General features: G+C 60.0%; 26 protein-coding genes. 4 read left to right on the forward strand and 22 right to left on the reverse strand.

What is annotated here, in order from left to right; translation table 11 throughout:
• Positions 1 to 198: hypothetical protein (locus HWX34_RS21055; protein ID WP_218645069.1), on the reverse strand; the 198-nt coding region annotated here is incomplete at its 3' end.
• On the opposite strand from HWX34_RS21055, the gene HWX34_RS05190 reads away from it, so the two are divergent.
• On the forward strand, positions 197 to 850 hold the full coding sequence (locus HWX34_RS05190; RefSeq protein ID WP_178971296.1) for a pyrimidine 5'-nucleotidase: 654 nt from the start codon (positions 197 to 199) through the stop codon (positions 848 to 850). The genes HWX34_RS21055 and HWX34_RS05190 overlap by 2 nt on opposite strands.
• Positions 851 to 855: 5 nt before the next feature.
• Here HWX34_RS05190 and HWX34_RS05195 read toward each other — a convergent pair whose 3' ends face one another.
• Together HWX34_RS05195 and HWX34_RS05200 are read right to left on the reverse strand one after the other, a co-directional pair.
• Positions 856 to 1,911, reverse strand: coding sequence for a PLP-dependent cysteine synthase family protein (locus HWX34_RS05195; RefSeq protein WP_178971297.1), 1,056 nt, complete (start codon positions 1,909 to 1,911; stop codon positions 856 to 858).
• A 103-nt stretch (positions 1,912 to 2,014) separates the two neighbouring features.
• A complete protein-coding gene (locus HWX34_RS05200) occupies positions 2,015 to 2,650 on the reverse strand; it encodes an OmpW family protein (protein WP_178971298.1) in 636 nt (211 codons plus the stop codon).
• Between the two features lie 148 nt (positions 2,651 to 2,798).
• Between HWX34_RS05200 and ubiD the strand changes: the two genes are divergently transcribed.
• Both ubiD and HWX34_RS05210 read left to right on the forward strand, forming a co-directional pair.
• Positions 2,799 to 4,274 carry a 4-hydroxy-3-polyprenylbenzoate decarboxylase gene (gene ubiD, locus HWX34_RS05205; protein WP_178971299.1) on the forward strand — a complete coding sequence of 492 codons (1,476 nt, stop codon included), beginning with the start codon at positions 2,799 to 2,801 and terminating at the stop codon, positions 4,272 to 4,274.
• 82 nt (positions 4,275 to 4,356) lie between these two features.
• On the forward strand, positions 4,357 to 4,716 hold the full coding sequence (locus tag HWX34_RS05210; protein WP_178971300.1) for a YggL family protein: 360 nt from the start codon (positions 4,357 to 4,359) through the stop codon (positions 4,714 to 4,716).
• Positions 4,717 to 4,786: 70 nt separating this feature from the next.
• On the opposite strand, the gene HWX34_RS05215 is transcribed toward HWX34_RS05210, so the two are convergent.
• The 6 genes from HWX34_RS05215 to HWX34_RS05240 form a co-directional block, all read right to left on the reverse strand.
• Positions 4,787 to 5,386, reverse strand: a complete 600-nt coding sequence (locus HWX34_RS05215) for a YdcF family protein (RefSeq protein WP_178971301.1) — start codon at positions 5,384 to 5,386, stop codon at positions 4,787 to 4,789.
• Positions 5,387 to 5,513: 127 nt separating this feature from the next.
• A complete protein-coding gene (locus HWX34_RS05220) occupies positions 5,514 to 5,753 on the reverse strand; it encodes a DUF2164 domain-containing protein (protein WP_178971302.1) in 240 nt (79 codons plus the stop codon).
• Between the two features lie 98 nt (positions 5,754 to 5,851).
• On the reverse strand, positions 5,852 to 6,208 hold the full coding sequence (locus HWX34_RS05225; protein WP_178971303.1) for a hypothetical protein: 357 nt from the start codon (positions 6,206 to 6,208) through the stop codon (positions 5,852 to 5,854).
• 138 nt (positions 6,209 to 6,346) lie between these two features.
• On the reverse strand, positions 6,347 to 7,747 hold the full coding sequence (gene aspA, locus HWX34_RS05230; RefSeq protein ID WP_178971304.1) for an aspartate ammonia-lyase: 1,401 nt from the start codon (positions 7,745 to 7,747) through the stop codon (positions 6,347 to 6,349).
• Positions 7,748 to 7,997: 250 nt separating this feature from the next.
• The gene (locus HWX34_RS05235) at positions 7,998 to 8,738 is read right to left on the reverse strand and encodes a histidine phosphatase family protein (protein WP_178971305.1); all 741 of its coding nucleotides are present in this window, start codon (positions 8,736 to 8,738) and stop codon (positions 7,998 to 8,000) included.
• A gap of 144 nt (positions 8,739 to 8,882) precedes the next feature.
• Positions 8,883 to 9,794 (reverse strand): LysR family transcriptional regulator, encoded by a 912-nt coding sequence (locus HWX34_RS05240; RefSeq protein ID WP_178971306.1) that lies wholly within the window; start codon positions 9,792 to 9,794, stop codon positions 8,883 to 8,885.
• Between the two features lie 153 nt (positions 9,795 to 9,947).
• Between HWX34_RS05240 and HWX34_RS05245 the strand changes: the two genes are divergently transcribed.
• Positions 9,948 to 11,096: a diguanylate cyclase gene (locus HWX34_RS05245; protein WP_178971307.1), complete on the forward strand. Its 1,149-nt coding sequence runs from the start codon at positions 9,948 to 9,950 to the stop codon at positions 11,094 to 11,096.
• 13 nt (positions 11,097 to 11,109) lie between these two features.
• Here the strand turns inward: HWX34_RS05245 and HWX34_RS05250 are convergent, their stop codons facing one another.
• The 13 genes from HWX34_RS05250 to HWX34_RS05310 form a co-directional block, all read right to left on the reverse strand.
• Positions 11,110 to 12,993 carry a nucleoside-diphosphate sugar epimerase/dehydratase gene (locus HWX34_RS05250; protein WP_178971308.1) on the reverse strand — a complete coding sequence of 628 codons (1,884 nt, stop codon included), beginning with the start codon at positions 12,991 to 12,993 and terminating at the stop codon, positions 11,110 to 11,112.
• 22 nt (positions 12,994 to 13,015) lie between these two features.
• The gene (locus HWX34_RS05255; RefSeq protein WP_178971309.1) at positions 13,016 to 13,693 is read right to left on the reverse strand and encodes a sugar transferase; all 678 of its coding nucleotides are present in this window, start codon (positions 13,691 to 13,693) and stop codon (positions 13,016 to 13,018) included.
• On the reverse strand, positions 13,690 to 14,853 hold the full coding sequence (locus HWX34_RS05260) for a DegT/DnrJ/EryC1/StrS aminotransferase family protein (RefSeq protein ID WP_178971310.1): 1,164 nt from the start codon (positions 14,851 to 14,853) through the stop codon (positions 13,690 to 13,692). The genes HWX34_RS05255 and HWX34_RS05260 overlap by 4 nt, the downstream gene beginning before the upstream one ends.
• Positions 14,854 to 14,939: 86 nt before the next feature.
• Positions 14,940 to 16,061, reverse strand: a complete 1,122-nt coding sequence (locus HWX34_RS05265; RefSeq protein WP_178971311.1) for an acyltransferase — start codon at positions 16,059 to 16,061, stop codon at positions 14,940 to 14,942.
• 7 nt (positions 16,062 to 16,068) lie between these two features.
• Positions 16,069 to 16,638, reverse strand: coding sequence for a hypothetical protein (locus tag HWX34_RS05270; protein WP_178971312.1), 570 nt, complete (start codon positions 16,636 to 16,638; stop codon positions 16,069 to 16,071).
• 4 nt (positions 16,639 to 16,642) lie between these two features.
• A complete protein-coding gene (locus tag HWX34_RS05275) occupies positions 16,643 to 17,878 on the reverse strand; it encodes a glycosyltransferase family 4 protein (RefSeq protein ID WP_178971313.1) in 1,236 nt (411 codons plus the stop codon).
• Positions 17,879 to 17,911: 33 nt separating this feature from the next.
• The gene (locus HWX34_RS05280; protein ID WP_178971314.1) at positions 17,912 to 18,604 is read right to left on the reverse strand and encodes a DUF1345 domain-containing protein; all 693 of its coding nucleotides are present in this window, start codon (positions 18,602 to 18,604) and stop codon (positions 17,912 to 17,914) included.
• 11 nt (positions 18,605 to 18,615) lie between these two features.
• A complete protein-coding gene (locus tag HWX34_RS05285; RefSeq protein WP_178971315.1) occupies positions 18,616 to 19,713 on the reverse strand; it encodes a glycosyltransferase family 4 protein in 1,098 nt (365 codons plus the stop codon).
• Positions 19,710 to 20,798 carry a glycosyltransferase family 4 protein gene (locus HWX34_RS05290; protein WP_178971316.1) on the reverse strand — a complete coding sequence of 363 codons (1,089 nt, stop codon included), beginning with the start codon at positions 20,796 to 20,798 and terminating at the stop codon, positions 19,710 to 19,712. The genes HWX34_RS05285 and HWX34_RS05290 overlap by 4 nt, the downstream gene beginning before the upstream one ends.
• On the reverse strand, positions 20,795 to 22,021 hold the full coding sequence (locus HWX34_RS05295; protein WP_178971317.1) for a DegT/DnrJ/EryC1/StrS family aminotransferase: 1,227 nt from the start codon (positions 22,019 to 22,021) through the stop codon (positions 20,795 to 20,797). The genes HWX34_RS05290 and HWX34_RS05295 overlap by 4 nt, the downstream gene beginning before the upstream one ends.
• Positions 22,008 to 23,303, reverse strand: a complete 1,296-nt coding sequence (locus HWX34_RS05300; protein ID WP_370459675.1) for a lipopolysaccharide biosynthesis protein — start codon at positions 23,301 to 23,303, stop codon at positions 22,008 to 22,010. The genes HWX34_RS05295 and HWX34_RS05300 overlap by 14 nt, the downstream gene beginning before the upstream one ends.
• 2 nt (positions 23,304 to 23,305) lie before the next feature.
• A complete protein-coding gene (locus tag HWX34_RS05305; protein ID WP_178971318.1) occupies positions 23,306 to 24,403 on the reverse strand; it encodes a DegT/DnrJ/EryC1/StrS aminotransferase family protein in 1,098 nt (365 codons plus the stop codon).
• An 83-nt stretch (positions 24,404 to 24,486) separates the two neighbouring features.
• The gene (locus HWX34_RS05310; RefSeq protein WP_178971319.1) at positions 24,487 to 25,056 is read right to left on the reverse strand and encodes an acyltransferase; all 570 of its coding nucleotides are present in this window, start codon (positions 25,054 to 25,056) and stop codon (positions 24,487 to 24,489) included.
• Between the last annotated feature and the right edge of the window lie 13 nt (positions 25,057 to 25,069).

Here is a 25,069-nt window from a genome sequence, read left to right on the forward strand (position 1 = left end):
CGAACTATACGTCACAGCCCCGCCCTCGTCAACACTTTGTGCGTAATAATTTGCATTATTTGCCAACAAAACTCCCAAGTCATTGATTTTAAAAAAACAGGAAGTTCTCATGTGTGCACGCGAATGGTGCAGAAGTGGCAGCACTGATCGTTGCTCATGATAATAGCCACTTCCTAACGCTGTTTTGGTCTCCACCATGCCAGTTCCTACCTGGATTTTTGATCTCGACGACACCTTGCATCAGGCCAGTCTGGGTATCTTTGCCCATATCAGTCGCATGATGAATCTGTATATGGAGCGGCATCTGGACATGTCGGAGGAAGAGGCGCGACAGCTGAGGCTGCATTACTGGCATCGCTATGGCGCTACGCTGCAGGGGCTGATGCGTCACCATGACGTGGATGCGGGTCACTTTCTGCAGGAGACCCACGTGCTGGATGAGTTATATCGCTGGCTGCAATGGGAGCCAACACTGAGAGCAACGTTGCGCAATTTGCCTGGTCGCAAGATTGTGCTGTCCAATGGACCGCAACACTATATAGAAGGGCTGCTGTTGAAAATGGATGTGCGCCACCAGTTTGCCGCCTGTTATGGCATGGAGAAAATGCGCTTTCGTCCCAAGCCTGACCGGCGTGGCTTTCGCTACATGTTGCAGGCTGAGCGACTTGATCCGGCGCGCTGCATCATGGTAGAGGATTCCCTGCCTAATCTGTACGCTGCAAAGTCTCTGGGCATGCGTACCGTCTGGATCAGCCGGCAGTGCCGCAAACCAGCTTTTGTTGATGTGCGCGTCAACGCACTGAGCCAGTTGCTGCGGAAATGCTGGAGCGCATTACCGCAGCAACACTGACCGACTTACCAGCGACCTTCAAAGAAGAAGCGACGGTAGCGCTCCAGCCATGGTGCAATCTGGTGACCGTTGTCTTCCAGCCACTGCGCATTGTAGTAACTGTTGAGGTAGCGGTTGCCATCATCGCAGATCAGCGTAACCACCGAGCCATGCCGTCCATTGCGGACCATATCACTGACCAGTTCACACACACCAAACAGATTGGTACCGGTGGAGCCACCGCACTTGCGCCCCATCACTTCCTCCAGGAAGTGAATGGCGGCGTAGCTGGCAACGTTGGGTACGCGAATGACCTTGTCGATCACGGTGGGAATGAACGATGGCTCCACACGCGGACGGCCAATGCCTTCCACGCCAGAGCCTCCTTCACAACGACAATCGGCGTTGCCACTGTAATAGCTGTCGTAAAACACCGAGTTTTCCGGGTCAACCACACAAATCTGGGTGGACAGCTTCTGATAGCGCGTATAGCGGCCAAACGTAGCCGATGTACCGCCAGTTCCCGCCCCACAGACAATCCATTCCGGCGCGGGATTGGGCTCCAGTTCCATCTGCTTGAAGATGGTATCGGCGATATTGTTGTTACCACGCCAGTCGGTTGCGCGTTCGGCATAGGTGAACTGGTCCATGTAATGGCCATTCAACTCCTGCGCCAGACGGCGGGACTCTTCGTAGATGGTGGCCGGATCATCCACCAGATGACAGCGCCCACCATAAAACTCAATGGAGCGAATTTTCTCGGCTGATGTACCACGCGGCATGACCGCGATGAAGGGCAGGCCCAGCAAGCGTGCAAAATAGGCTTCCGAAACAGCGGTACTGCCACTGGAGGCCTCGATGATGGTAGTGTTGTAGCGTATCCAGCCATTGCACAGGCCATACAGGAAGAGCGAACGCGCCAGGCGATGCTTGAGACTACCGGTGGGATGGGTGGATTCATCCTTGAAATACAACTGGATCTGCGGCAGCGCCGGAATCTGTAGTGGTATCAGGTGGGTATCACTGGAACGGTTGAAATCTGCTTCGATCTTGCGGATGGCGGTGCTAGCCCAATTGCCCATTGCTTATCTCCTCAATGCATAAATTTAGAATACATTATTCTATTGCACGGAAATAAAAAAGCGCCTCCTGTAGGAGGCGCTTTCTTGCGGCAAGGCAAATTGCTTAGAACTTGGTACCGATACCCAGACCAACCACCAGCGGGTCAACCTTCAGCGTGCCAACATAAGTGCCGTTGGAGGCCACGCTTACGTCGGTCTTCATCCAGATCTTTTTCACGTCGACGTTGACGAAGAAGCTCTTGCTGATCGGGAAGTCAGCACCGATTTGCAGGGCCGGGCCGAAGCTGTTCTTCTTTACTTGCAGATCAGCATTAATGCCCAGATTGGCTGCATTCAGACCAGCATTGTAGAAGCGGGTGTAGTTGATACCAGCACCAACGTACGGACGGAATACAGTGCTATCCGGGGAGAAGTGGTATTGCACGGTCAGGGTCGGCGGCAGGGCAGATACCTTGCCCAGGCTCTTGTCACCAGTACCTGCGTTGCCGGTAATTTCATGACGGCTGGTACCCAGGATCAGTTCGGTACCGATGTTGTTGGTGATCATGTAGGTGAAGTCCAGTTCCGGTACGGTATCGTCCTTAGCATCTACAGTCAGACCAGAAACAGCACCAGAATTGCTCCAGGAAGCAGACGGGTTCACGTTGATCACGCGGAAACGCGCGATGATGTCGCCTTGAGCGGCGAAGGCGCTAGCGGAAATCAGACCGATGGCCGCAGCCAGAGCAAGCTTTTTCATTTGTATTCTCCAAGAGTGTAGGCAAGTTCACGGTCTTGGGCTTCTACCGTAATTGACTTTCTAATAGGCCGGCAGTAGCTTGCGACGTTCATAGCGGAGGTTATCCAAACCTTCCGGTCAAAACTTTGCTTAAGATCATGAAACAGTCATGAAATATGCCGACCTGCGGGACTTTGTTGCTCAACTGGAACAGCAAGGCGAATTGAAAAGAATCGATGTACCGGTATCGCCATACCTGGAAATGACCGAGATTGGCGACCGGGTACTCAAGGCAGGTGGCCCGGCCCTGCTGTTCACGCAAGCCCGGCACAATACGCAGTCATATTCGATTCCGGTACTGGCCAATCTGTTTGGTACGCCCAAGCGTGTCGCCATGGGCATGGGTGCCGGCGATGTGATGCAGCTGCGTGAAATTGGCAAGACCCTGGCCTATCTGAAAGAACCGGAACCACCAAAAGGATTGCGTGAGGCCTGGGACAAGCTGCCCTTGCTCAAACAAGTGTTGTCCATGGCCCCCAAAGTGGTCAGCAAAGCCCCATGCCAGCAGATTGTGTGGGAAGGTGATCAGGTGGATTTGTCGCGCCTGCCCATCCAGCATTGCTGGCCGGGTGATGTGGCACCGCTGATTACCTGGGGCCTCACGGTCACCCGCGGCCCGAACAAAAAACGGCAGAACCTGGGCATCTACCGCCAGCAGGTCATTGGTAAAAACCGCGTCATCATGCGTTGGCTGGCGCACCGTGGCGGGGCACTGGATTATCGTGAATTCCGCCAGCAAAACCCGGACAAGCCCTATCCGGTGGCCGTGGTACTGGGTTGCGACCCCGCCACCATTCTGGGCGCAGTCACTCCGGTGCCGGATACCTTGTCGGAATACCAGTTTGCCGGTTTGCTGCGTGGCAGCCGCACTGAGCTGGTGAAATGCATCGGCTCGGATCTGCAAGTACCGGCACGGGCCGAGATCGTGCTGGAAGGCCATATCCACCCCAATGACACGGCACTGGAAGGCCCGTATGGCGACCATACCGGCTATTACAACGAGCAGGACCACTTCCCGGTCTTCACCATCGACCGCATCACCATGCGTGAGAACCCCATCTATCACAGCACCTATACCGGCAAACCACCGGATGAGCCTGCCGTGCTGGGGGTGGCGCTAAATGAAGTGTTTGTGCCCATCCTGCAAAAGCAGTTTCCGGAAATTGTCGACTTCTACCTGCCGCCGGAAGGCTGTAGCTACCGCATGGCGGTCATCAGTATCAAAAAGCAATATCCCGGCCATGCCAAGCGGGTAATGATGGGGTGCTGGAGCTTCCTGCGCCAGTTCATGTATACCAAGTTCATCATCGTGGTGGATGACGATGTGGACTGCCGTGACTGGAAGGAAGTGATGTGGGCGATCACCACCCGCATGGACCCGGTGCGTGACACCTCGCTGATCGAGCACACACCGATTGACTACCTGGACTTTGCCAGTCCGGTATCCGGCCTGGGTGGCAAGATGGGGCTGGATGCCACCAACAAGATGCCGGGCGAAACCAATCGCGAATGGGGCGTGCCCATCGTAATGGATGAAAGCGTCAAGCAAAAAGTTGATGCCTTATGGGCTCAATTGGGACTTTAACTGGCAAGCAAGGCCGGCTTACTTTACTGTCAGCCGGCAATGCCTGTTATCATCGCCGCGTCCTTTAGTTTCTGGAGTCATCATGTCCAATCTGCACAACCCCAATTCTGCCCAGCGCCTGAAGCGCCTGAACCATCGCCAACGCAAGAAAATGCGTGTGGGTGAATACCGCGAGCTGGGCTTTCACCTGATCGCCACCATTGCCAAGGGTGTGGACGCTGATGCCCTGCTGGACGACTGGCTGAACTGCATCGATGAAGCTGCCATCAGTTTTGGCGGCCACTTTGATGGTAACGAGAGACTGGAAGGCGTGGTATTCCCGGTTGGCGACGTTGCCATTACCGAGGAAATCCGCGCAAAACTGGTTGCCTGGCTGCAAGCACGTAGTGAAGTATCCAATGTCGAGGCAGGCGAACTGATCGATCTGTGGCACACGGTGTAATCACCCTGTGCAGTACAAAAAACCGGCCTGGTGCCGGTTTTTTTACGTCTGCATAGCCGTCAAGGCAAGCTCAGGACAGCTTGCGAAATACCCGGTAGCCCACATACAACCAGGTTTCCCGCGTCAGGAATTTCACCTTGTTGCTCCAGCTGACATAGCGGCTGGACTCGGTTGGTGCCGGTGCGGCAGCCATGCCCAGATCATGCGCCATCAGCACGGCACGGCGCATATGTAGCGGGTCGCTCACCAGCAAGAATGAACGAATGCCGAAGGGGGAAGCCAGCTTGTGCGCATTTTCCAGATTCTGCCAGGTGGTACGCGATTCGTTTTCCGCCAGCATCGCCGTCATCGGGACGCCCTGGCGCAGGGCAAATTCGCGACCGACATCGGCTTCGGTGGGATAGCCAGGCTCCGGCGTGCCGCCGGTAAAGACAATCCAGCGCACCCTGCCCTGCTTGTACAGCATCACTGCATGATTAATGCGTTCACGCAGCACCGGCGAGGGTTTGCTGCCCCAGGCTGCGGCACCCAGTACCAAGGCGGCATCTGCTGGTTCCATCGCGGGTTGGTCTGCATAACGTGCGATGCCCCAGGCCATATAGCCAAAGCCGAGCAGCGCCAATAGCACGGCCAGCAGAAAACCTCTGAGCATCAAACGCAAATAAAGCATGAAGCAGTAGCGGCAGCGGGAAGGAAAGCCTGATTGTAACCCTGTTGTCCTGAGGATGGCAGCCGTTGCTGTCTGTGCATACAGTCATGAGAAGCTGAAAAGTCCTGGTACGTGCCGCTTTGCTTGCTTACTTTTCCAGCTCCCAGATGGCTGCCTGTAGCGATTCCATACGCTGGCTGAGTGCCAACTGGGCATCAGCCAGCGCCTGGTTATAAATATCCCGGCCAATTTGCTGGGCGACAAATTCCAACAGGAACTGGGCATCAAAACTGCCGATTTCAAGTTGTAGCTGACTGGACAGATAAGACTGCAGGGCCGGAGCCAGTTGTTGCAATTGTTGCGGGTTGAGCGTGACGTGCGCGGTCATGGTGTGAATCCGGGGTGGCAGGCCCCGCATTGTGCCTTGCAGGCGGATGGCTGCAAAGCAATAGTTCTTCGGTCTTTACTCGGCAGTTGGCGCAACAGTTAGCGCAAGAGGATGCGTCCCAGCTCGACCAGGCCTTGCAGGCAGAGCTGCCCGCCATGCTGCTGCAAATGCTGGCCGGATCGGTAGCAGGCAAAGTCCGCCAGCGGCGGTGGCAGCGGCTCGCGGCCAAGTTGCAACTGTACCTGTCCGTTATCATGCAGCAAGGTAATGGTGTCGGCAGTGGCGCGACGGGCCAGCCGGGTCAGTTTGTCGCTGGCAGGGGCCGGGCTGGCAAGAACCCGGCCGGAATGAAAAATGGCCGCACGCAAGACTTCTTGCTGGCTGCGGCCATGCGCCGTCAGGCAACTTAACCAGCGCGGGCTGACTTCCAGCCACCAGATCAGGGCTCGTATCATGATGAACTCCATTGTGCACTGCACAATATCTTATACATTGCCAGCCACATCGACACAAGCAGTAAAAAAAATGGCCGGGTATTTACCCGGCCAGCACAGGAAAGTCGGTACCGGACAAGTACCGACAGCAGAACACCGTTAAGACAGCCAGCGCGGCTGGGTCAATGCTTCGGGCAGCAGGGCTTCGTCCAGCTGGGCGCGCTGCATCAGCCCGCGTTCCAGCACGATATCGTAGACACTGCCACCGGTGGCATGCGCCTCGGCAGCCACAGCAGTGGCAGCGGCGTAGCCGATGATGGGGTTGAGTGCGGTCACCAGACCAATGGAATTCAGTACGTCAGCGCGCAGCTTGGCTTCATTGGCGGTAATGCCCTTCACGCAATGCTCGGTGAGCGTGGTGCAGGCATTGGCCAGATGACGCACGCTGCGGAACATGCTGTAGGCGATCACCGGCTCAAAGGCATTCAGCTGCAACTGGCCGCCTTCGGCTGCCATGGTGATGGTCATGTCGTTGCCGATCACCTCAAACGCTACTTGATTGACCACTTCCGGAATTACCGGATTGACCTTACCGGGCATGATGGACGAACCGGCCTGACGCGGCGGCAGGTTGATGTCGCCAATACCGGCGCGCGGGCCGGAGGACAACAGGCGCAAGTCATTGCAGGTTTTGGACAGTTTGACCGCCACGCGCTTGAGCACGCCAGAGAGCTGCACGAATGCACCGCAGTCCTGGGTGGCTTCGATCAGGTTGGGAGCGGTCATCAGCTTGAGGCCGGTCAGCTCGGACAGATGCAGGCACACCAGCCGGGCATAGTCGGGGTGCGCAGTGATGCCAGTGCCGATAGCAGTGGCACCCAGATTGATTTCCAGCATCAACGCACGCGCTTCGCTCAGGCGTTGTTCGTCTTCACCCAGCATCACGGCATAGGTCTGGAACTCCTGACCCAGCGTCATCGGCACTGCATCCTGCAATTGGGTACGGCCCATTTTCAGGATGTTCTTGAATTCTTCAGCCTTGGCAGCAAAGGCTTCGCGCAGCACGAACATGGTGCGTTGCAAGCGCAGCACACCCCAGTAGGTGGCCAGGCGCAAGGCGGTGGGATACACGTCGTTGGTGCTTTGGCCCATGTTGACGTGTTCGTTGGGGTGCAGCTTGTCGTACTCGCCCTTGCCATGGCCCAGGATTTCCAGCGCACGGTTGGCAATGACTTCGTTGGCATTCATATTGGTGGAAGTACCGGCACCACCCTGAATCACATCCACCACAAACTGCTCATGCAGCTTGCCTTCCACCAGGTCTTCACAGGCGGCCACGATGGCACGGGTACGGACTTCGTCCAGCAGGCCCAGATCGCGGTTGGCCAGGGCCGCCGCTTTCTTGATTTGCGCCAGGGCAATGATCAGGTCGCCATAGCTGGCGATGGTCTGGCCGGTGATGGGGAAGTTCTCCACGGCACGCAGGGTGTGGACACCCCAGTAGGCGTCAGCCGGTACGGCGCGATCGCCAAGCAGGTCGTGTTCGATACGTGTGGACATGCAGCAGCCTTTGTCGGTGGTCTCCGTCATTACGGAGCGATGGGGGGAGACTGTAGGCCCGCGAGCGTGAAATTGGCCAATTCCGATTCGCAATCACATCATGCAAATTTTGCATAACCATGGCAAATGCCAGGTCATCGTACGGGTTGGTCAACTCAAAACAGCAGGCCCGGCACATGCGTGGCGGGTGTTTTGCGCAAACACGGTTGCAAGCAATATGGCTTGCGCTGTCGCAGCGGCAAACCTGGTTTCAGCGTGGCGGCTGATCACTCACATCACCCGCCTTGATCAGCTGGTACTGGCCATTCCGGTAGCGCAGCAGGGTGATGCTGCTATTGGGGATATCGGTGTTCTTGGCCTGCCCTGGCAAGAAAATATCCAGAATGCTGAGGATGGCTCCTCCATGACTGACCACCAGCACATTACCGCCCCCCGCCGCCACCGCCTTGCTCACCACATCCTGCATGGCCGCACGCAAGCGCGCGGTAATTTGCGGATAGGTTTCTGCCCAGCCGAGCGGGTCGTTGTCATGAATGGCCTGGGCAATGGCGCTATCGCTCATCTTGCGGGTGAACTCCGCCCAGTTTCCCCATTGAGGGTCAAACCGCATGCCCTGCTTTTCAAATATTGGCGTCCACATTTCCGCATCGGGCCGACCTTCGAAGCTGCCGTAATTCCATTCCCGCAAGCGCTCGTCTTCCTGTAGTGGCAGCGTGCGCTGCTGGCCCTGGGCCAGCACTATTCTGGCGGTGGAACGTGCCCGCCCAAGATCGCTGCTATAAGCCGCGATGAAGTGGACCTTGGCCAGCCCCCTGCCCGCCGCTTCCGCGCCCTTGATGCCTGCACGGGTCAAAGGAGTGTCCGACCAGCCCTGCACCTGGCTGGTGGTATTGAACATGGTTTTGCCATGGCGCAACAAATAGACATCCACAACCGGGTCATCGGCCGCAACAACCGCATTGCCAAGCAGCATGGCCAGACAGCCCAGCATTCATTGCACAATTTTGTCGCACGTCATGACTCGCCCCTTGCGCTTGTGAAGCTTAACAAGAGGCCATGCTAGAAAATCGGCAAGCCAGCTACAGCAGGCAAGCGCCTGAAAACTGCCCGGTTTTCTCCGGTTTGCCTGCGAGATTCAAACCGGTGGCACGCTGCTGGCCAGATAGTCCCAGAAGGCATCCAGTTCGGGGCGGCTGCGCTTGTTGTCGCGATACAGCCTGACTTCCATGTCCACGCTCCAGCCTGTGGGTGCGGCCAACGCCAATTGGCGGGAACGCACTTCACGTTGTACCGAGCTACTTGGCAAAAACGCCACACCATGCCCTTCCAGCACCATGTTCTTCAGTCCTTCGGCCATGTCGGTTTCGTAGCGCAAGGACAAAAAGGTGGGTACAGGCGCAGCTTCCAGAATCAGGTCGGTCATCAGGCGAAAATAGGCATTGCTGGCGTAGCCCAGAAACGGCAGCGGTTGCGCGGCACTGCCTGGCAGGGCGTAGCGTGGTGTGTGGTCTGGATTGCTGCGCACATATGGCCGCAGCGTTTCCACGCCCAGCCGCAAGCCGCTGTAGCGTGGATCGGTCAGTTCCACCGGGTGCTTGGGGTGGTGATAGCACATCAGCAGATCGCAGCCGCCCTCCACGAAGGCCAACAAGGCATCGTGCACATTGCTGGCCTGCAAGCGGCAGGACAGCGGGCCAAAGCCCTGCTCCACCCGGGTGAGCCATTTGGGAAAGAAGGAAAACGACAGCGTATGCGGCACGGCCAGACTCAGCGTGCCGGCCGGCAAGGGTTGCAAACCGCGCAACTGGGCGCGGGTGCTGTTGATTTGCGCCAGCATCTGCACGGCCTGTTCACGCAATAACTCGCCGGCTGCCGTCAGTCTGGTGGGGTAGGTAGTACGGTCGATCAGGTCGGCACCAAACCAGCTTTCCAGCGACTTGATCCGCCGGGAGAACGCCGGTTGCGTGAGGTGGCGTATCTCGGCAGAACGGGTAAAGCTGCCGGTGTCGGCCAGTACCAGAAAATCTTCCAGCCAGCGGGTTTCCATTGACCGACTCTCCCCTATTGAAGGACATGATTTGTTTTTTTAAATCAGCCAACTAATCAGATAATTCCCGGTCAATTCAGGCTGACTTGATATTTTACAAGGTTGTACTGCGCATTGCCCCTACAATGCTGCAAAACCGCAAATTGTCTGACAATGAGAATCACACACACGATCTGGCGCGGCGTACTGGGCCTGTTGCCCGGTGAGATTGCCAGCAACGAAACCGGCTGGCTGCTGAGCCCCCATCAACACATGCCCTTGCTGCAACAGCGCCGCGCGCTGATGCTGCTTAACCGCGTGCGCTTGTTTGCCTTGCTGTTTGCCCTGCTCACACCCTTGTGGAGTGTCGTGGATATGATGACCCTGCCTGCGGCCTTGTGGGAGCGGCTGGTCAGCATGCGTTTGCTGGCCACCGTGGCCTTTGCCGCCCTGGTGATGTGGTGTCCGCATGATGGCCGCTTGTTGCGGGCCTACCAGGGCATGGCCACCTTGTTTGCCATTCCCACGCTGTTTTATATCGGCTCGCACTTGCTGCTGACACAGCATCATCTGGAAGGCGTGTCGGCAGCGATCGGCACCGGCTATGCCTTCCTGCCCTTTGTACTGCTGGCGGCATTCGCCATTTTCCCGCTTACGCTGCTGGAAAACCTGGCCTTTGTCATGCCGGTACTACTAGCCTATGCACTGGCTTGGTCCATGGACTGGTCGGTGGCCAGTTGGCCTTCTTTTGGCGGGGAATTCTGGTTGCTGTCCTTGCTGGCCGGGGTATCGGCCCTGGCGGGCATCAGCCAGCTGGCCTTCATCATTGCGCTGGTGGGACAAACCATCCGCGACCCGCTGACCACCGCCTTCTCGCGCCGCAGCGGCATCGAGATGCTGGAATTGCAACTGGTGAATGCGGAAAGAAACCAGCTGCCGCTGGCCATCGCCTTCATCGACATGGACCACTTCAAGAGCATCAATGATGAATTTGGCCATGCAGCAGGGGACAAGACCCTCAAGCTGCTGGTGCAGCAAATCCAGCAGAACATGCGCCGCGGGGACGTACTGGTGCGCTGGGGCGGGGAAGAATTTTTGCTGCTGATGCCCAACACCGACCGGGTGCAGGCCGAGATTGCGCTGGAGCGGCTGCGTCAGCAGGGCCTGGGACAGCGGCCGGACGGCACAGCGCTGACTGCCAGCATCGGTCTGGCCGAGCGCCTGGCCGATAAATGCAATGCACGCCGCCAGCTGGTGGAACTGGCCGACGCGCGCATGTACCGCGCCAAACAGCTGGGGCGTAATCAGGTGGTCAGCCGCTAGGCAGCTACCTGCTTCAACCCTGTTGCAGGACCACCCAGTCCTGGGTCGCCGGGGCGGCGCGGAATTCGTGCACCACCTGCTGCATCAGCCCAAACGCCTGGGCACCATCCAGTGCGCGGCAGGCTTCTTCCAGTTGTTGCAAGAAGTGTTGCAGCTCGTTGGCCGGCAAATGGTATTCCTGTGCACGCAGGATGCGCGGGTGATCGGTAGGTAGTACGTTGTCGCCAATCAGCAGTTCTTCGTACAGCTTTTCCCCCGGCCGGAGTCCGGAGAAGCGGATTTCGATATCGCCGCCCGGGTGTTTGTCATCCCTCACTTCCAGACCGGACAGATGCACCATGCGCCGTGCCAGATCGGCAATTTTCACCGGCTCGCCCATGTCCAGCACAAACACGTCACCGCCCTCGCCCATGGCCCCGGCCTGAATCACCAGCTGGGCGGCTTCCGGAATGGTCATGAAGTAGCGGGTGATGTCCGGATGCGTGACAGTAACCGGCCCACCAGCCTGAATCTGCTTCTTGAACAAGGGCACCACCGAGCCGGAGCTACCCAGCACATTGCCAAAACGCACCATGACAAAACGGGTGTTGCTGCCGCGGGCGTGACGGCCCTGCAAGGTGAGTTCGGCCAGCCGCTTGGTGGCCCCCATCACATTGGTGGGGCGTACCGCCTTGTCGGTGGAAATCAGCACAAAGGTATCCACACCGCAGTCTTCTGCCGCCCGCGCGGTGGTATCGGTGCCGAAGGCATTGTTGACGATGCCTGCCACCGGATTGTGTTCCACCATCGGCACATGCTTGTACGCCGCGGCGTGGTATACCGTTTCCACCTTGAAAGCGCGCATGATCTGGCACAGGCGGGCATGGTCGGTGACCGAGCCCAGCACCGGCGTGCGCGGAATGTCCGGGGCCAGCTGTGATAGCTCCTGATCGATGGCGTAGAGGGCAAACTCGGTCAGTTCGAACAGCACGATGCGCGCCGGATTGTTGCGCGCAATCTGCCGTACCAGTTCCGAACCGATGGAACCGCCTGCGCCAGTCACCATCACCACCCGGCCCTGGATGTTACGGGCCAGCAGCTCCGGACGCGGCGGTACCGGATCGCGACCCAGCAGGTCTTCGATTTCCACTTCCTTGAGTTCTTCCACCCGCGCTTCGCCCGATACCAGGTCAGCCATGCCGGGCAGGCGCTTGATGGGAATGCGCAAATGCTCCAGCGATTCCAGGATCTCGCGCTGGCGGCCACGGCTGACCGAAGGCATGGCCAGCAGAATGCAGCTGGCGGCGGTTTCCTCGATCAACAGCGGCAAATCCTCCGGCGCATGCACGGTCAGACCGCGATAGGTACGCCGCCAGCTCTCCGGATTGTCATCGACAAAGGCCATCGGCCGGTATTCCTTGCCTGCTTGCAAGGCCAGCATCAGCTGCACCCCGGCCTGACCGGCACCGTAGATGATGACGTGCTCACGCGGCGCATCTACCGAATCGATACGCCGCACCAGGCCGCGCAACACAAAGCGGCTGCCGCCGATATAAGCCATGGCGAACATCCAGAAGATGATGATGGACGAGCGCGGGAACGGCGCGATGCGCGCCATCACGATCACGGCAGTCAGCACCAGTACCGCCAGGCTCACGCCGGTGAACACGGTGTAGACAATCTTGTCGTCCAGGTACTTCAGCACCGCGCGATAGAGGCCCAGCTTGACGAAGATGGGAATGACCCATAGCGGCGGCACGATGAAGATCCACAGATAAGGGTCCAGCTTCGGGTCCCAGTAGCCGCCCAGGCGCAGCACCACGGCGCTCCACAGCGCCAGCGGCAGCAACAGTGCATCCATCAGCGCCAGCAGCGCCATCTTGTTGTGACGGGAAAAGCTCAGCAGTTTGTCTAGCATGTCGAATCGACTTTCACGGCCATCAGCGCAGCACGATTTTCAGCAAGGTGGCGAAGATGATGCGGATATCTTCCAGCAGGCTGTGGGTTTGCGCATAGCGCACGTAATAGCCCAGTTTTTCCGGCAGGATCTGTTCGATATAAGCGCGCTCCGGGTCGGCGGCGCGGCCCAGGATTTCGTTTTCATCAATCATGCGGATGGAGGCCCAGTCGGTGATGCCGGGGCGTACTGACAGCACGATGTTTTTCACCTCATCCGGGTAGTGCGCCACATACTTGGGCACTTCCGGGCGCGGGCCCACCAGGCTCATGTCGCCGAACAGCACATCCAGCAATTGCGGCAATTCATCCAGCTTGCTCTTGCGCAAAAAGCGCCCGGCCCCGGTGACGCGGCTGTCCGCACCCACGGTCAGCTGGCCCTGCACTTCGGTATTCACCTGCATGGTGCGGAATTTGTGGATGCGAAACAGCATGCCGCCGCGCCCTACCCGCACCTGGCGGAAAAACACCGGGCCGGGAGAATCCAGCTTTATCCACAGTGCCACCAGCAGCAGCGGCCCGGCCAGCAGCAGCAAGCCGATGCTGGACGCGATCAGGTCGAACAGGCGCTTGAGCAGTGCCGAACCCGCACCCGGCGGGCGACAGCATGGCGGTAACAAGGCCGGGCCTTCACCCGGCTGCAAAGGCTGGTGCTGACTCATGCGCCCAGAATCTCACGCACGGCGGCAATCACGCGGGTCTGGTCGTCCTCGGTCATGCGGGTGTACAGCGGCAGGGTGACTTCGGCCTCGAAAGCGGCATCGGCCACCGGGAAGGCGGCACGGTCCAGCTGGTAGCCATCGCGCCATACCGGCTGACGATGCAGCGGAATGAAGTGCACCGAGCAGCCGATGCCCTTTTCCGCCATGCGCAGGATGAAATCATCACGGCTGATGCCGGCCTCCGGCTTGATACGTACCGGGTACAGATGCCAGGCATGACGGTCCCCGGCATGCGCCGGACGGGCGGGCAGAATCAGCGGCAGGTCGGCCAGTTCACGGTCGAAACGCTGGGCCATGACTTCGCGCTTTTCGCGGAAGGCGACAATCTTCTTCAACTGGTGAATACCCATGGCGGCGGCGGTGTCCGGCATATTGTATTTGAAGCCGGGGGCGATCACTTCGTAATACCAGGCCGGGGTCTTGGACACATAGCGGTCGAAGGCATCGCGGCTGATGCCGTGCAGACGCATGATCTTGCAGCGGGCAATGATGTCCTTGTTCCTGGACACCACCATGCCGCCTTCACCGGTAGTCATGGTTTTGTTGGCGTAGAAGCTGAACACAGTGATGTCCGAATCCAGCGTGCCCACCAGCTTGCCTTTATACGTAGTCGGCAGTGCATGGGCCGCGTCTTCCACCACTTTCAGGCCGTGTTCGCGGGCGATGGCGATAATTTCGTCCATTTCGCACGCCAGGCCGGCAAAATGCACCGGCATGATGGCGCGGGTTTTCGGGGTGATGGCGGCACGGATGGCAGCCGGGCTGATATTGAAAGTGGCCGGGTCCACATCCACCACGACCGGGTCTGCGCCCAGATAACGCACCACTTCGGCCGTGGCAGTAAAGGTGTAGCTGGGGACAATCACTTCATCACCCGGCTGGATGCCGATGGCTTCCAGCGCCAGATGCAGACCGGCAGTGGCGGAGTTTACGGCAATCGCTTCCACGCCTTCGCCGATGAAGGCAGCAAAGTCGGCTTCGAACTGCTTGGTCTTGGGGCCGGTGGTCACCCAGCCGGAACGCAGGGCGTCGACCACTTCATTGATTTCGTCTTCGCCGATATCCGGCAGGGCAAAGGGCAGGAATTTCTGTTCGCTCATTTTCGTCATCTTCAATAGGCGTCGTTGTTCATGGCTGGCAGCCGACGCATGGTTGCCAGTCGCGTATTTGGTCTTGTCAGCGGCGCTTACTGGCGGGCCAGATTGTCCGTCGCCGGCTTCTCTTTCAGCGCATCCGCCGCACGTTTGCCCAGCTTCTGCGTCGGCAGTTCCACCCAGCGGTTGATGGCCAGCGCCAGAGTCCAGGTCATCACAGTGGCAGCGGCCACCAGCAGCCACCACGGCAGATTGTAGCCAGCCAGCACTTCCATTAGCACGTAGCCCGCATTGGAATGACATACATACCAGGCGTAGCTGACGGCGGCCACCCGCGCCAACCAGCGGCTGCTCCAGATTGCCGGGCGCAGCACGCCCAGTACGAACAGGCTGATGCCGATGGCGTAGCTGCCGTACAGTTCTGGCGACGGCCAGTTGGTGACCCACACAAACATGGCCAGCAGGCCGACAAAATGCAGCACGGTTTCCACTGCACCGGCCTGACCGGTGAGGTAGAAATAACACCAGCAACCGGCAAACATCAGTGGGAAATAGCACACCACCGAGGACAGGAAATACTGATCATAGGCCCAGAAATGCGCCAACTGGCCGTGCAAGCCCTGGGCATTCGGGCCACGGCACAGCATGGCCACCAGCGGCAACAGCAGCCAGATGGCCCACTTGATACGCTTACCGGTCAACGCAAAGGCAGTACCCAGCAAGGCGTAGAACCACAACTCCACCTTCAGCGTCCACATCACCGGGTCGATATTACGACCGCCCAGCATGTCCTGAAAGGCGATGCTGACATGGCCGATGACGTCACGCCGGGTGATGTCGAAGTCGTTATCCGCCAGCCAGGCGGCAAGCCACAAGGCAATCAGCGTTACCGCCAGCCCGGCCCAGTAGGTGGGGTAGATGCGGAACACCCGCGACACGGCAAAGCGCAAGCCACCCATGCGGGTGAGCGACAGCGGAATCAACAGTCCGGAGATCAGCAGGAACAAGCCCACCCCCACCGCACCCAGATTAAAGGGCAGGACAAAAGATGCCCCGGCATAGCCTTCCAGCGGGTCCATATTCAGGATGTCGCTGATGCGTTCGCGATGCTGCCAGAAGGTTTGCGTGAAGTGGAACAGAATCACACACAGAATGGCCACGCCCCGCAGGCCATCGGCAAAATCAAAACGGACATGCTGCTTGTTGCTACTCATCCCCTACTCACCTGTCTCCCGGCGGTACATCACGCTGGTCATGAAGGTTAAAAGCGCTATTATCCTCGCCGTTAGTACAGGTTTGCACGGTTTTTTGTCTATCTTCTGCACGTACAAACGACTGCTGCAAATCAAACTGCGCCAGATTAGCGGTGAAGCTGTCCGTCGGCGCGGCCTGAGTGCACTCAGCGTGGCGACGCAGTTTCTTGGCCAGCCTTTCCAGCAAGGTAAGCGGCAAAAACAGCAACACCAGTACGATCCAGCCCACTACATGCCAATGCGCCAGCAGCTTCAACCACGCCGGGGCGGGCTGCCCGCCACCGCCATACTTGTCCCAGAAAAACATCGCACCACAGAACAAGCCGAACCAGCCAACCAACAAGCCAGACTGCAAACGTGGCCACTGCTGCCAGCTGGCCAGCGCATAAGCGGCCATATACAGCAACACCTGGGCCAGCCCCCAGCCCAGGCCGTTTTGCAAGGCCATGGCCAGCAGCACCATGCTGGCAAAAAATACCGCCAAGTAAGTTGCCAGCTTCAGCCCCAGCCGCAGCAGTTTTCCCAGCAGATGCAACATGGCATCAGCCCCGGCGCAGCACAGCCTGCATAAAGCGCTGCGCCAGCACGCGGTAGTCGTGATGTGCCAGTACATATTGCCGTCCGGCTGCGCCCATGCGGCCACGCTCGTTGGGCGTGGTGGCCAGCATGCGGCGCACGGCCTCGGCAATGGCGGCGGGGTCTTCCGCGCCCACGCTGAAACCGGCCCCGGCGTCTTTCACCATATCGTTGCCCGCCTCCACCGAATGGATCACCGGCTTGCCGGCCATCAGGTAATCGAACAGCTTGTTGGGGTTAATGCCGAAACGGTAGATGGGCAACTTGCGCCAGCCAATGAACAGGCTGTCCATTTCCGCCAGAAAGGCTGGGACGGCCCGCTTGGGAATACTGGGCAGGAAGTGTACGTTGGACAGCCCCATTGCGGCGGCCTTGGCCACCAGCGCCGCCTTGTCCGGGCCATCGCCCACCAGCACAAAGCTGACTGGCGTGTCTTGCAATTGCGTGGCGGCTTCCAGCAGGAAGTCCAGCGCATTGGCCAGGCCATGGCCACCGGCATAGCCAATCAGAAAGCGCTTGTCGGCCTTGAGTTTGGCCAGTGCCGCCAGGTGCTCGGCAGACAACGGCGTGTCCGCGCCCTGCCACTCGGCCACGTCCACGCCGTTAGGGACGACATGGTATTTTTCCGCCGCCATGCCGTGTTCCATCATGTAGTCGCGCGCACAGGGCAACATGGAGATCACGGTATCGGCCTTGCGGTAGCCAAAATCCTCGGCCCACTGCATCAGGCGGATAAAGGGATGGGAGCGCGACATGCCGCCTACTTCCACCGGCGTCAGCGGCCACAGGTCATGCACCTCGTACACCAGCCGCGCTCCGGTCTTGCCGGCAATGAAAGCAGCGGGGATGGTATCCAGCGGATAGGTGGAGGAGGCAATCACCACGTCCGGCTTCCACTGTTTCAGATAACGCCCGGACAGGCCCATCACCTTGCCCAGGAAGCTGAAAATGTTGATCACCCGCTTCAGGCCATTGCCCGGATAGGCCGGGGTCTTGCACCAGGTGTAGCGGATGCCGTCGATGTCTTCGTCCTGATACTTGGCGGTCAGCTGCGGATTGGTCTGGCGCAGATGCGAGGTATCTGCCGCCAGCATATTGACTTCGTGGCCGGCCTTGACCCATTCACGCGCCAGGTAATAGGGGCGGAATTCCATGCCGTGGCGCGGGCTGCCGGCATAGTGATTGATATAGAGAATACGCACGCTGCTGCTTTTCCGAATTTAAGTGTCCGCCGTTCAGAACAGCCCGGCGGCGATATTGATCATCATCGCCAGCACGGTGGTGTTGAACAGGAAGGACAGGATGCAATGCACGGAGCCGATGCGACGCATGGCCCGTGAGCTGAAGTCGATATCGGCTGTCTGGCCCGAAGTGCCGATGACGGCGGCAAAATAAAAGAAATCGCTGTAATTGGGTTCTTCATCCCCCGGGAACTCCAGCCCCGGCTTGCCGCTGCGAAACAGCGCCACGTAGTACTGGTGGGCGTAATGCAGCGCGAACATGGTCTGGGTAAACAGCCAGCTGGTGAAGATGGTCAGTACCGACAAGCCGATATGCAGGCCACGGCTGCTACCGTGCAGGTCTTTCGCCACCGACAGCTCGGCCACGATGGACAGCAGACACACCACGGCAGCCAGCACGACCAGCATCAGGATGGCCATTTCGCCTTCGTCCTGCCGGGCGGCGCGGTGGCGGATCTGCTCGGCATCGGCGCCATGCATCATGTGCAGCGCCAGCAGCAGGTAGAGGCCGGCACCTGCATTCCAGCCAATCACATAGGCGGTGAGTGTGCGCATGGGGCTGAGCATGGCCAGCGCCTGTGCCATGCAGAGGCCGAACACGATGGCCGACATCAGGCGCGGCCGGGTGCGCAGGATGTGGATCAGCCGGGCCAGCGGGCCGTGGCGATGGCGTTGTGGTTTATCCATGATGTTTGTCCTCAGGAAAGTTGCGCGTACAACTCCACCAGCTTGCGGCCTTCTGCCGCCCAGCTGTATTTCTGCAGCACCGCCTGCTTGCCCGCCTCGCCCAGCTGGCGCATACGGTCTTCATCCGCCATCAGGTTGTTGATGGCGGCGGCAATGGCTTGCGGGTCTTGCGGGTCTACCAGCACACCGCAACCGGCGTCATCCACGATTTCGCGCCAAACCGGGAAGTCACTGGCAATTACCGGCATACCGGCAGCCATGTATTCGAACAGCTTGATCGGCAGCGCATCCACATAATTGGGGGTGGGAAACAGCGTCACCAGGCCGATCTTGCTTTGCGCCAGCACCTGGGCCACGCCCTTGCGGTCCAGCACGCCCAGATCATTCACCCGCGCCCAGCCGGGCTGTGCTTCCAGCTTGGCGCGCAGGTCGCTCTCGCTCCAGATACCAGCCAGATTCAGCCGGGTGGCGGTATCCGGCAGCGCAGCCACAATGGGTTCGATACCGCGAATGCGGCTGATGCCGCCGATATAACACACCTCGTTCTTGCGGCTGTCCCACGGCGTATCGCGCACCAGCTCTTCCAGAATGGGGAAGTTGCACACATCCAGCACCCGCCCGCCCAGCTTGGCAAAACGGTTGCGGATATGCGGGGTGGACGTCACCACCGCGTCAAAACGTTTGGCTGCCCAGTCCTCCACCGTTTCAAAACTGCCGGACACCAGTGGCCGTATCGCACCGGGAATCCAGTGCTTGGCCAGAATCTGCCTCGGCATGTCTTCGTGCACGTCGTAAATCACCTTGATGCCAGCCTGCTTCAGGCGTACGGCGGCGGGAATCAGCTCCGGGTCGTGAAAATGCACGATGTCCGGGCGCAGCGCCAATGCCGCCTGGTATACCCGGCTGGTGGTGCCGGTCATGCGGGCAAAACGGCCGCCGGTCTTGGGGCCGACATCGTGAAAGCGCACGCCCTTGTTGATTTCCTCGCCCAGGCCATCGGCCACGATCAGAGTCACCTCATGACCGGCAGCCGCCAGCGTGGCGCACTCTTTCACGAAAATGCGGATGTCGTGACGCGGATGGGCAGAAGTGAGATGGGCTACTTTCATACGGCAGAATCCTTGTGTGCCGGGCCGGACAACAGGCTGGCATAGAGATCGGCAAAGTGTTGCATATTGCTGTGGTGCAAGGCCTTTTGCGCCACCAGCTGGCGGTTAAGCTGCACGGCCTGTGCCAGGCGGGCATTGTCCGCCGCCCAGTCCATGCCAGCGAACAAGCTGTCGCTCAAACGGGCAATGTCTTCGGCAATCAGGCCGTTGAGGCCGTCGATCACCCACTCACCATTGGCCGGCAGATTGGACAGTACCGGCAGGCAACCGTGCCCCATGGCTTCCAGCAGGCTGATGCTGGTGGCGTCCGAACGCGGCACGCTGACAAACAGGCGCGATTCCTGATACAGCGCGCCCAGCAAGGCAGCTGACACGAAACCGGTGAATTCCACCCTTTGCAGTTGCAGACGGCTGGCCAGCGCCTTCAGGCTGTCGGTGGACTCGCCACTGGCGGCTACGGTGAGGCTCCAGTCCGGGTAACGGCCACTGGCCTCCACCTGCTGCCAGGCGTGCAGGATGGCATCGATACGGTACAGCGGCTTGTGCAGCCGGCAGGACAGCACCTTATTGGCCTTGGCCGCGATATCCGGCTGTGCCGGTAGCGCGTCCATGCCGAAATTCAGCACGTCGATACGGCAATCATCCCCAGCCAGCTGGCGGATTTTCGCCGCCATATACAGCGAATCCGAGGTAATGGCGGTAGCGGCACGCAGATTGCCACTGACCATCTGCCGCATCAGCCGGTTACTGTCCGGCAGCAGCAGCACATCCGAGCCCCAGGCGGTCAGCACCATGGGCACACGGCTGCCTGCCATTGCCCGTCGTGCATGCCAGGCCACGCTATTGGCCTGATGCACATGCACCAGGTCCGGCTTTATCTGGCTCATCCAGCGGCGCAATGTGCCTGCGCTACCCAGCGCCTTCAGGCCGAAATCCAGCCGCAGCTCGCCCTTGAGATTGGCCGGGCGCTTGTCTGCCGGGACTTCGCCATTGCAGGCCAGCCAGATTTCGTCCACATGCGGGGCGATACCGGCCAGGTAACGCCAGGTGTGTACCGAGGCCGAGCCGATCAACAACAGCTTCATTGGATATTTTCTTTCTCGATACGGCGCAGTTCCGCTAATAGCCGGTCCAGCTTGTGCGCCAGCGCGGCATTGTCGGCCAGCGCGATATTCATCGGCAGGTTCAACACCGTGGCAGCCAGCCGTTCGCCCTGCGGCGCGCTACCGGCCACATAGCCGTGGCGGAAGGAAGCGGCCGGGTGAATCACGTCATCAAACCACACGCCGATATTCAGCCCGCAAGCCTCGCTCAAGCGCCGTGCCACGGCGGCCTTGTTAGCCACCGGGCGGGACAAGGCAAACGGGTAGCGCACCCAGTGACACGCAGCAGCGGCAGGCACTGCCCATTGGGTAATGGTTGGCAGTTGTGCCAATGCCTGTTGATAACGCTGTGCCAGCGCCTGCTTGTGCGCCAGCGTGGCGGGCAGATGGGCCAATTGGCGGCGCACCAGTACGGTGGACAGCAGCGGCATGGCGCGCACCGGATGCGGCATGCCTTGGCTCACTTCGGCATCGGCCGAGCGGTAAATCAGGCCCAGACGGCGGTTGATGGCCATGGTGATGCGGCCCAGCAGCGGCCAGCGTGCACTCAGCAGATGGGCCTTGAGCGTGGCCAGCAAGCGCCATTCATCGGCGCAGGGCAGCTCCGGCCAGTCCTGCTGCGGCGCAGCCATGCCGGGCGGGAAAATCGCCAGGCCGCCAATGCCGCCAGTCAGGTTCTTGGAATATTCAAAGCTGAAGAAAGCCCCGTCGTGATAGCTGCCCAGCCATTGGCCATCCAGCTGACTGGCAAAACCGTGGGCGGCATCGTCGATGAACTTTACTTGCGGATGGGCGGCGCGCAGTGCATCCGGCAACCGGCACGGCAGGCCGTAATTGTGCGGCACGATAACGGCGCGGGTGGCCGGGACGATGGCAGCGGCCAGCACGTCCCAGTCAAAATTCAGGCTGTGTGCCGACACATCGACAAAGCGCAGCGTGGCGGACAACGCCGGAATCTGGTTAGGTACCACTACGCAGGTATAGGCCGGGACAATCACCTCATCCCCGGCACCGATGCCATGTTGCTGCAGCAGCACGCGTAGCGCGGCACGGCCGGTGTCATACAAGCCGATGCGCGCCTCATCCACGCCAAAGCAGTACGCCAGCTCGCGCCGCAGCGCCGCACGCTGGTATCTGCGGCCACGCAGCATGCCGGGCAAAGCGGACAGATAATCGCACAGGCTCAGTGAATTAGCCGTGAGCATGGACTTGCTCCAGTTGGCGACACAGCCGGAATACCCAGACCATGTAGATAATGTAATAGATGGAAACCGTCACCGACAGCAGGCGGAACACCTGATGGGCATGCTCCCCCGCCCAGTACACCACGCCCAGCGAGCCCAGGTTCACCACCACGCCTAACAGGGCAAACAGCAGCGACTGGCGCTGGCGCGACAGCACCATGGGCACCATGAAGCAAGGCGCCGCCAGGAACATGCAGAAGAAGGACGGAGTCAGCGTGGCGGCTATCTGGCCGGCATCACGCCATTGCTCGCCAAAGGCAAAGGCAAACAGCGGCCCACCCCAGACCATGATGATGAGAAAAGGCACAATCGCCAGTGCGGACAGCACCAGCAGCGCCTTTTTCAGCAAGGGCCGCAGGCTCTGACCCTTGGCATGCGCTTCAGCCAGATCGCGGTACAGCACTTGCGACACGGCTTGCCCCAGCAAGGCGGCGGGCAGCTTCAATACGCGTACCACCAGGCCGTAATGGCCCATCAGCTCGGCGGTGGCCAATATGCCCAGCAACTGCACCATCAGCGAATCCTGCAAGGCCACCACAAAAGCATGCGGGGTATTGACCAGCGGGAATTCACGATAGCGGTGCAGGATGCGACCCATACCACCGGAGCGGGCGGTACGCAGCCACTGCGGCAGTGCGCGCCAGTCCTGCCGTGCTTGCAGCAGCCAGGAGGCGGTCTGGCCGGCAATCTGCGCCAGCAACAGGCCCAGTGCACCCAGCTTGCCGAAGCCTGCAGCCAGTTGCACGGTCACCATGGCGGCGGATTGGCCCATGCGGCCTTGGGCATTGGCGCTGTAACGGCGCTGGCGGTTGTTCCAGTTGGTCCAGATCTGGTTATTGGCCGCCACCCAGATGCCCAGCGGCAGCAAGGGCAGCCACGGGGCCATGGCCGGGGCATGCAGCCGGGCGGCAATCCACGGTCCGGCTGCCAGCAGCGGAATGCTCAGCACCGCCAGCAGCAGGGTGTTGAACAACAGCGCCAGCACCATCAGGCGCATGGCGTCGGCTTTTTCTTCCGGCAACACCACCGCCATGTCGTAGCGCCAGGTGGCAATCACCACCAGGTTGGACAACCAGGCGACAAACTGCGTCAGCACGCCAAAATCGGCCGGGCTGTACAGCCGGGTCAGCAGCGGGGTGAACAATACCGGCAGGAACTGCGCCACGGCAGCGCCGCCAGCCAGGGTGGCGACATTGCGGGCAAAGCCGCCCTGCCCCAGCCTGGCCTTGAGTTTGGCCAGCACGCTCAGCCCAGTGCCTTTTTCACCGCAGCGACAATGGCATCCTGCGTGGCTTCATCCAGGAAGGGGTGCATTGGCAGGCTCATCACGCGCTTGCCGGCGGCTTCGGCCAGCGGGAAGCTGCCTTCGCCTTGGCCCAGATGGGCAAAGGCCGGTTGCAGGTGCAGCGGAATCGGGTAATGCACGGCGGTGGGCACGCCCAGTTCCTGCAGGGCTTTCTGTACCGCTTCGCGATTGTCCACCTCGATGGTGTACTGGGCGTAAACGTGGGTATTACCCGTGCCAATCACCGGCACGCGGGCTACGTCCTGCAGCAGCGCGCTGTAGCGGGCACCAATGCGCTCACGCGCCGCCACCTCGTCGGCAAAGCTGGGCAGCTTGGCCAGCAGCACCGCGGCCTGGATGGTGTCCAGCCTGCCATTGAGGCCGATCACCGGGTGGTGGTAGCGACGGTCCTGGCCGTGCACGCGGATTTCGCGCATTTTCTTCGCCAGCTCGTCGTCATTGGTAAAGCAGGCACCGCCGTCGCCATAGCAGCCCAGCGGCTTGCTGGGGAAGAAGCTGGTGCAGCCGATGGTGGACAGGTTGCCGGATTTCTTGCCGTGCTGACTGGCACCAAAGCTTTGTGCGCCGTCCTCGATCACCGCAATGCCGTGCTTCTCGGCAATGGCGTTGATGGCGGTGAAGTCCGCGCACTGGCCGTACAGGCTGACCGGCATGATGGCCTTGGTGCGCGGGGTGATGGCCGCTTCCAGCAGCGCCGGGTCCAGGTTGTAGCTGACGGGGTCGATGTCGACAAACACCGGGGTGGCACCCAGCAGGGCAATCATTTCGCCGGTGGCAATGAAGGTAAACGGGGTGGTGATGACTTCGTCGCCACGGCCCACGCCCAGCGCCATCAGCGCAATCAGCAGCGCCTTGGTGCCGTCACACACGCCGATGGCATGCTTGACACCGGTGTAGGCGGCCAGTTGCTGTTCTACCTCTTTGACTTCCGGCCCCATGATGTACTGGCCGTGATCCAGCACCGCGTGGATGCGGGCGTCGATGTCGGCTTTCAGATGCTGGTACTGCGCTTTGAGGTCGATGAACTGGATGCTCATGGCTCGATTCCTTGCTGGGGCCGGGCTGCCGTGCGGGCAGTCGTCGGGATTGTATGGTTTCAGGCGGTGCAGACTGGTCCGGTTCAGGCCGGTGTGCAGTGATTGCCGCCAATCTGGTAAAAGCTGTCGCAGGCCGGGCAGGCATGGGTGCCGATGTCATTGGGCAGACGCTCGCCACAGGCGCACATCCAGCCGATGCGCTTGGCCGGCGTGCCCACCATCAGCGCATGGGCCGGTACGTCGCGGGTGACTACCGCGCCGGCACCGATAAAGGCATATTCTCCCACCTGATGGCCGCAAACGATGGTGGCATTGGCACCGATGGAGGCACCACGCTTCACCACCGTGCGGCGGTATTCGTCCTTGCGACTGACATGGCTGCGCGGATTGTTGACATTGGTGAACACCATGGACGGGCCGCAGAACACGTCGTCTTCCAGCGTGACGGCATCGTAGATGGAGACATTGTTCTGGATCTTGACGTTGTTACCGATCTCTACGTCATTGCCGACAAACACGTTCTGGCCGAAGGAGCAGCGCTCGCCAATGCTGGCGCCGCCGCAGATATGCACCCAGTGCCAGATGCGGGTGTCGGCACCGATTTGTGCGCCTTCATCAACAATGGCGGTAGGGTGTACGGTGTATTGGGTCATGGGCGGGCCTCCG

Origin of the sequence: Aquitalea sp. LB_tupeE (assembly GCF_013391415.1) — a bacterium.
Lineage (GTDB): Bacteria > Pseudomonadota > Gammaproteobacteria > Burkholderiales > Chromobacteriaceae > Aquitalea.

Bases quoted from the DNA above. Each gene is read 5' to 3' on its own strand.
- HWX34_RS05190 (WP_178971296.1), top strand. From the start codon at position 197: ATGCCAGTTCCTACCTGGATTTTTGATCTCGACGACACCTTGCATCAG.
- HWX34_RS05195 (WP_178971297.1), bottom strand. From the start codon at position 1,911: ATGGGCAATTGGGCTAGCACCGCCATCCGCAAGATCGAAGCAGATTTC.
- HWX34_RS05200 (WP_178971298.1), bottom strand. From the start codon at position 2,650: ATGAAAAAGCTTGCTCTGGCTGCGGCCATCGGTCTGATTTCCGCTAGC.
- ubiD (WP_178971299.1), top strand. From the start codon at position 2,799: ATGAAATATGCCGACCTGCGGGACTTTGTTGCTCAACTGGAACAGCAA.
- HWX34_RS05210 (WP_178971300.1), top strand. From the start codon at position 4,357: ATGTCCAATCTGCACAACCCCAATTCTGCCCAGCGCCTGAAGCGCCTG.
- HWX34_RS05215 (WP_178971301.1), bottom strand. From the start codon at position 5,386: ATGCTTTATTTGCGTTTGATGCTCAGAGGTTTTCTGCTGGCCGTGCTA.
- HWX34_RS05220 (WP_178971302.1), bottom strand. From the start codon at position 5,753: ATGACCGCGCACGTCACGCTCAACCCGCAACAATTGCAACAACTGGCT.
- HWX34_RS05225 (WP_178971303.1), bottom strand. From the start codon at position 6,208: ATGATACGAGCCCTGATCTGGTGGCTGGAAGTCAGCCCGCGCTGGTTA.
- aspA (WP_178971304.1), bottom strand. From the start codon at position 7,747: ATGTCCACACGTATCGAACACGACCTGCTTGGCGATCGCGCCGTACCG.
- HWX34_RS05235 (WP_178971305.1), bottom strand. From the start codon at position 8,738: ATGCTGGGCTGTCTGGCCATGCTGCTTGGCAATGCGGTTGTTGCGGCC.
- HWX34_RS05240 (WP_178971306.1), bottom strand. From the start codon at position 9,794: ATGGAAACCCGCTGGCTGGAAGATTTTCTGGTACTGGCCGACACCGGC.
- HWX34_RS05245 (WP_178971307.1), top strand. From the start codon at position 9,948: ATGAGAATCACACACACGATCTGGCGCGGCGTACTGGGCCTGTTGCCC.
- HWX34_RS05250 (WP_178971308.1), bottom strand. From the start codon at position 12,993: ATGCTAGACAAACTGCTGAGCTTTTCCCGTCACAACAAGATGGCGCTG.
- HWX34_RS05255 (WP_178971309.1), bottom strand. From the start codon at position 13,693: ATGAGTCAGCACCAGCCTTTGCAGCCGGGTGAAGGCCCGGCCTTGTTA.
- HWX34_RS05260 (WP_178971310.1), bottom strand. From the start codon at position 14,853: ATGAGCGAACAGAAATTCCTGCCCTTTGCCCTGCCGGATATCGGCGAA.
- HWX34_RS05265 (WP_178971311.1), bottom strand. From the start codon at position 16,061: ATGAGTAGCAACAAGCAGCATGTCCGTTTTGATTTTGCCGATGGCCTG.
- HWX34_RS05270 (WP_178971312.1), bottom strand. From the start codon at position 16,638: ATGTTGCATCTGCTGGGAAAACTGCTGCGGCTGGGGCTGAAGCTGGCA.
- HWX34_RS05280 (WP_178971314.1), bottom strand. From the start codon at position 18,604: ATGGATAAACCACAACGCCATCGCCACGGCCCGCTGGCCCGGCTGATC.
- HWX34_RS05285 (WP_178971315.1), bottom strand. From the start codon at position 19,713: ATGAAAGTAGCCCATCTCACTTCTGCCCATCCGCGTCACGACATCCGC.
- HWX34_RS05290 (WP_178971316.1), bottom strand. From the start codon at position 20,798: ATGAAGCTGTTGTTGATCGGCTCGGCCTCGGTACACACCTGGCGTTAC.
- HWX34_RS05295 (WP_178971317.1), bottom strand. From the start codon at position 22,021: ATGCTCACGGCTAATTCACTGAGCCTGTGCGATTATCTGTCCGCTTTG.
- HWX34_RS05305 (WP_178971318.1), bottom strand. From the start codon at position 24,403: ATGAGCATCCAGTTCATCGACCTCAAAGCGCAGTACCAGCATCTGAAA.
- HWX34_RS05310 (WP_178971319.1), bottom strand. From the start codon at position 25,056: ATGACCCAATACACCGTACACCCTACCGCCATTGTTGATGAAGGCGCA.